Here is a 5,220-nt window from a genome sequence, read left to right as displayed (position 1 = left end):
GGTGCGGAACTTCACCTGGCGCGTCACCGGCAGGCGGCCCGGCGCCGACGGCCGCTACTACGGCGGCCTGGTCGCCACGAACCTCTGGTTCGACAGCCACGGCCGAGGCGTTCGCCGCGATCGACCGGGAGCGGCTGCTCGACGTCCAGACCGAGGTGGTCGGCACGGCGGACCCGATCACCGGCGGCCCCGGCTTCCACATCGTGACCGAGCCGGACGCCGGTCCGGTCGAGGCCGCCCTGCTCATCGGCGCCAACCGGGAGGAGTACCGGCTCTGGTTCGTCCCGAGCGGAGCCGTGGACCGGGTCGGCCGGCTCATGCTCCGCCTGGCCCTGCTCAAGCTGCGCGTCCCGGGACGGGCCCTGCGGCTCTACCGGTCCGCCCGCCCCGGCGCCACGCCCGGTGAGCTGCTCGGCGAGATGGCCACCGACCTGCTCCTGCGCGCCCCGGTCAACCGCCTGGCCGACAGTGTGGAACGGGCCCACGTCTACGAGTTCGCGTGGCGGACGAAGGTCATGGACCTGCGCGCCTGTCACGCCCTGGAGATCGGCTTCGTCTTCGACAACCTGCGGCACTCGCGCGAGCTGGCCGGCGACGAGCCCCCGCAGGAACTGGCCGACGCGATGCACCGGGCCTGGGTCGCCTTCGCCGCGACCGGCGATCCGGGCTGGCAGCCGTGGGACTCCTCCCGTCCCGTCATGGTGTTCGACTCGCCGGGCTCGGGCGTCGTGCACGCGCCGCGCGACGAGGAGCTCAGGGTCTGGTCAGCTCGCGCGCGGTGATCGCCGCCGCCAGCAGCCGCGCCTGCGCGGGTTCGGCGAGGTCGAGCCCGGTCAGCAGGCTCACCCGGCGCAGCCGGTAGTCCAGCGTGTTGCGGTGGATGTGCAGGTCGAGCGCGGTCCGGCGGCGGTTGTGGCCGCGCTCGACGAAGGCCCGCAGCGTCTCCAGCAGGTGGGGGTGGCCGTCGAGCGGCGCGAGCTTGGCGGCCAGCCGGGCCAGCCCCGCGCCCGGACGGGCCAGCTGGTGTTCGAGCAGCACGTCGTCCAGGCGGTAGAGGCCGGGCGGCCGGGCGAGCCTGCGCACCAGGTCCAGCACCTCGCGGGCCTCCCGCGCCGCGTCGGGGATCGCCGCGGGCGTCGCGGCGCGGGCGGCGGCGGCCGGCACGGGGCGGCCCACGGCCGTGGCCAGCCTGCCCGGGAGCGCGTCCAGGGCGTGCCCGCCGGGCAGCAGCGCGACTCCTTCGACGTGGTCCATCAGCACCAGCGTCCCGGTGTGCGCGTCCAGGGCCGACTGCACGAGCCGGGCCGGCGGCGCGGGCTGTCCCAGGTCGAGGAGCAGCACCTCGTGCTCCTGGCCCACCTCGACCCCCGCCGCCGCGGCCAGGCTCTCGTACGGGTGGCCGCTCAGCAACGCGCCGATCAGCGCGCGGCGCACCCGCTTGTCCTCGCTCCTGATGTCCTCCTGGGCCTGCTGGTGCGCCAGGGCGACGGCGGGCATCGCCGCGCGCAGGCAGCCGAGCATCCGCCGGCCGGCCGCGGCCAGCTCGTCCGGCGCGGCCACCTCGGTCAGCGCCTGCCACCAGACCTCGGCGCCGATGAGGTAGGCGGTCACCGCCGCGTCCAGCGGCAGGTGGTCCTCGGCGCGGCGCGCGGACCACTCGATGACGCGGGTCAGGTCGGCCGGGCCCATGGCGTCGGGGCGGCTGAGCGCGCGCAGCAGGATCGTCAGGACGGCCGAGACCGAGCCGGCCACCTCGCCGTGCAGGGTCTCGGGCGGCAACTCCCGGTAGAACGGCACTTCGGCGGCGCACCGGGCGATCACCGCGGCGGTGAGCCCGCGCACCCTCGGCTGCATCCGGCTCTGCAGGTCGGACATCCCGTGATCGTCACATTGCCCAAACCGGCCCGTCAATTCTTGGCCCGAATGCGGAGAGACGGCGGTCTCCCTCGTGTACAGGATTCGTGCAAACCCCCCAGTCAGGAGGCCGCCTTGTTCCGACGCCTGCTCACCGCCCTGCTCACCGCCCTGCTCGTCGTGCACGCACTCGGCACGGCTCCCGCCCACGCCGCGACCACGGACTATGGCGCGCCCGGCCCCTACGCGACCGCCGTGGAGGTCGGCGTGGTCAACACCCTCTACTACCCGCGCGACATCGCGAGCAGCGACCGCCGCCACCCGGTGATCGTGTGGGGCAACGGCACGGGCGGCGCCCCGCTCGTCTACCGCGACCTGCTGCTGCAGTGGGCCAGCCACGGCTTCATCGTCTCGGCCGCCAACACCCCGATGTCGAACCTCGGCGTCTCCATGCGGGCCGGGATCGACGCGCTCGCCCGCCGCGACGCCGACCCGTCGAGCCCCTTCCACGGCAAGGTCGACCTGACCCGCGTCGGCGCCTCCGGGCACTCCCAGGGCGGCGCGGCGGCCATCGTCGTCGGCGCCGACGCCCGGGTGGACACCGTCCTGCCCATCCAGCCCGGTCCGCTGGCCGACATCGACGGCGTCCACGGGCCCGCCTTCCTGATGGCCGGTCAGAACGACTCCATCGTCCGGCCCTGGCTGGTCAGGGCCTTCTTCGACGACGCGGACCACATCCCGGCGATCTACGGCGAGGTGCGCGGCGCCGACCACTTCACCGTCGTCGGCGACCCCGGGCCGTTCGCCGCGCCCACCACGGCCTGGTGGCGCTTCCAGCTCATGGACGACCCCGAGGCGCGGTCCCTGTTCCACGGCCCGGGCTGCGGCATCTGCCTGGACCACGGCACCTGGTCGGACGTGCGCCGCAACGCTCTCGTGCCGCAGTGACCGAAGGGCCCTCCGGCCGTGGCCCCGTCGGCGTCCTGACGTGCGAGGAGACCGGCCGGAGCGGCGTCTTGGCAGAATGAGCGCGTGACTGACGACCGATCGGCCGCTTTGGCGACCCAGCGCCGGATCGCCGCCTCCGAGATCCGGCTGCCCGAGCACATCCTGCTCCAGGGCACCTCCGGCCGGATCCTGCGCGAGGCGCTGCAGCTCTTCGCCGAGCGGGGCTTCTACGGCACCTCCATCCGCGACCTGGCGGTGGCCTGCGAGATCCGCTCGGCGACGCTCTACTCCCACTACCCGACCAAGGAGAACGTCCTGGCGGAGCTGGTGCGCATCGGTCACGAGGAGCACCACCGGCGGCTGACCGAGGCGGCCGCGGCGGGCCCGGCGGATCCCGCCTCGCGCCTGCGCCGGGTGGTGCGCGCCCACGTCCTGGCGCACGCGGAGTTCCCCATGCTGGCCGTCGTGGCCGACAACGAGCTGCACGCCCTGTCTCCCGAGCTGGCCGGCCCCGCGCTCATGCTGCGCGCGGCCGGCCGGCAACTGCTCATCGACATCATCGACGAGGGCATCGCCGCGGGCGTCTTCGCCGTGCCCGACGCCTTTCTCGCGGTGACCGCGATCAGCGGGATGGGCATGCGCGTGGCGAACTGGTACGACTCCGCTCTGCCGTACGAACCGCACGAAGTCGCGGACACTTATGCGGACTTCGCCTTGCGCATCACCGGGGAGAGCCCCTGACGACGAACGGCCCCGGGGCTATTTGAGGCTGCCCGCCGTGATGCCGCTCACCACCTGACGGTTGAACACCACGTAGACCGCGATCATCGGCAGCGTGATGATCGACAGGGCCGAGAACAGCAGGCCGTAGTCGGTCACGTAGCGGCTGGAGAAGGCCAGCAGGCCGGTCGGGATCGTCTTGAGCGAGTCGTCCTGGATGTAGAGCAGGGCCAGCAGGAACTCGTTCCAGCAGGACAGCGCCGAGAACACCGCCACGGTCGCCAGCCCCGGCCGCAGCAGCGGCAGCGCGATCAGCAGGTAGACCCGCAGGTCGGAGGCGCCGTCGATGTGCGCGGCCTCGAACAGCTCCCGTGGCAGCGCGTCCAGGTAGACCTTGATCAGGTACGTGGCCAGCGGCAGCCCCATGGCCGTGTACGGGATGATCAGCGCCCACCGGGTGTCGCTCAGCGCCAGCTCGGTGAACATCGTGCTCTGGGCGATGAAGTACGACTGCAGCGGCAGCAGCAGCCCGAGCGCCAGCAGGCCCATGAACAGGCCGCGCCCGCGGAAGTCGAAGCGGCTGAACGCGAACGCCGCCGCCGACGACAGCGCCAGGATCAGCAGCACCGACACCGAGGTCACGATCACGCTGTTGAGCGCGTACCCGCCGATGCCGCCGACCTCCCACGCCTCGGCCCAGCGGCCGAAGTCCAGCGACCCGGGCAGGGCGAACGGGTCGGCGAAGATCTGCGCGTTGGACTTGAAGCTGGAGGCCACCATCCACAGCAGCGGCAGGAAGAACGCCGCCGACACCACGGCCAGCAGCACGGTCGAGAGCCGTCTCATCGGGTCGGCCTCCTGCGCAGTCGCATGAACGCCAGGCCGATGAGCACGACGGCCGCGGTCATCAGCACCGCCATGGCCGAGCCGTAGCCGACCTCGCCGTCGCGGAAGACCACCCGGGTCAGGTACGTGGTGGGGATCTCCGTCGCGTTGTACGGCCCGCCGCCCGTCATGACGTAGAACAGGTCGAACGTCTGGAAGCCGCCCGTGACGCAGAGCAGCAGGCAGACCTCGACCGCGTCCCTGATCATCGGCACCTTGATCCGGCGGAAGATGGCCGGCTCGCCGGCGCCGTCGAGGCGGGCGGCCTCGACCACGTCCGACGGGATCTGGGCGAAGGCGGCGTAGAAGATCGCCATGTAGAACCCGGCGTACACCCACCCGGAGACGACGCAGACGGCCAGGAGCGCCGTGCTCTCGTCACCCAGCCAGACCTCGCCCGGCACGCCGACCAGCCCCAGCAAGGCGTTGACCAGGCCGAAGTCGGCGTTGTAGACGAACGCCCAGAGCACGGCCACGACCACCATCGGCAACATGACCGGGGTGAACAGGGCGACCCGGAACCAGGGCGCCCCGCCGCGCCGGGTGACCAGCAGCCCGGCCAGGACGAGGCCCACGGCGACCTCCAGCACGATGGTCACCACGATGTAGATGCCGACATGGACGAATGAATCCAGAAAAATCGTGTCCTGGGCTGCTCTGAGGAAATTGTCGAGGCCGACGAACTCCATCGGCCCGAAACCGGTCCACTCTGTCAGGCTGAACGCCCCGGTCGCCAGATCGCCGAGGCGGCGGCCAGGGAGGGCGCGCGGGTGGCCAGGACGGCGCCGTTCGACTCGGGCGACTGGCAGGGCG

Annotated in this window: 6 protein-coding genes; 3 read left to right on the top strand and 3 right to left on the bottom strand. The window is 72.5% G+C overall.

The features are described 5' to 3' along the window. A partial coding sequence (locus tag ACWCSD_RS47390) for a carboxylesterase family protein (protein WP_449925521.1) occupies positions 1 to 782 on the top strand: 782 nt, incomplete at its 5' end. Here ACWCSD_RS47390 and ACWCSD_RS47385 read toward each other — a convergent pair. Next, positions 754 to 1,875 carry a PucR family transcriptional regulator gene (locus tag ACWCSD_RS47385; protein ID WP_449925518.1) on the bottom strand — a complete coding sequence of 374 codons (1,122 nt, stop codon included), beginning with the start codon at positions 1,873 to 1,875 and terminating at the stop codon, positions 754 to 756. The two genes, ACWCSD_RS47390 and ACWCSD_RS47385, sit on opposite strands and share 29 nt — an antisense overlap. Positions 1,876 to 1,989: 114 nt before the next feature. Between ACWCSD_RS47385 and ACWCSD_RS47380 the strand changes: the two genes are divergently transcribed. Next, positions 1,990 to 2,802: an alpha/beta hydrolase family protein gene (locus ACWCSD_RS47380; protein WP_397162617.1), complete on the top strand. Its 813-nt coding sequence runs from the start codon at positions 1,990 to 1,992 to the stop codon at positions 2,800 to 2,802. Positions 2,803 to 2,886: 84 nt separating this feature from the next. Then, the gene (locus tag ACWCSD_RS47375; protein ID WP_449925515.1) at positions 2,887 to 3,543 is read left to right on the top strand and encodes a TetR/AcrR family transcriptional regulator; all 657 of its coding nucleotides are present in this window, start codon (positions 2,887 to 2,889) and stop codon (positions 3,541 to 3,543) included. Between the two features lie 18 nt (positions 3,544 to 3,561). Here ACWCSD_RS47375 and ACWCSD_RS47370 read toward each other — a convergent pair whose 3' ends face one another. Both ACWCSD_RS47370 and ACWCSD_RS47365 read right to left on the bottom strand, forming a co-directional pair. Further along, complete coding sequence (locus ACWCSD_RS47370; protein WP_397162615.1) at positions 3,562 to 4,368, bottom strand: carbohydrate ABC transporter permease; 807 nt, start codon at positions 4,366 to 4,368, stop codon at positions 3,562 to 3,564. Next, positions 4,365 to 5,096: a carbohydrate ABC transporter permease gene (locus ACWCSD_RS47365; protein WP_449925512.1), complete on the bottom strand. Its 732-nt coding sequence runs from the start codon at positions 5,094 to 5,096 to the stop codon at positions 4,365 to 4,367. The genes ACWCSD_RS47370 and ACWCSD_RS47365 overlap by 4 nt, the downstream gene beginning before the upstream one ends. Positions 5,097 to 5,220 lie beyond the last annotated feature (124 nt).

The organism is Nonomuraea sp. NPDC001684, from assembly GCF_053596515.1.
The sequence above is the reverse complement of the archived record's forward strand: the minus strand, read 5'-3'. Positions and strand labels throughout refer to the sequence as shown.

Excerpts from the sequence above, each read along its gene's own strand:
- ACWCSD_RS47365 (WP_449925512.1), bottom strand. The coding sequence starts at position 5,096 with ATGGAGTTCGTCGGCCTCGACAATTTCCTCAGAGCAGCCCAGGACACG.
- ACWCSD_RS47385 (WP_449925518.1), bottom strand. The coding sequence starts at position 1,875 with ATGTCCGACCTGCAGAGCCGGATGCAGCCGAGGGTGCGCGGGCTCACC.
- ACWCSD_RS47370 (WP_397162615.1), bottom strand. The coding sequence starts at position 4,368 with ATGAGACGGCTCTCGACCGTGCTGCTGGCCGTGGTGTCGGCGGCGTTC.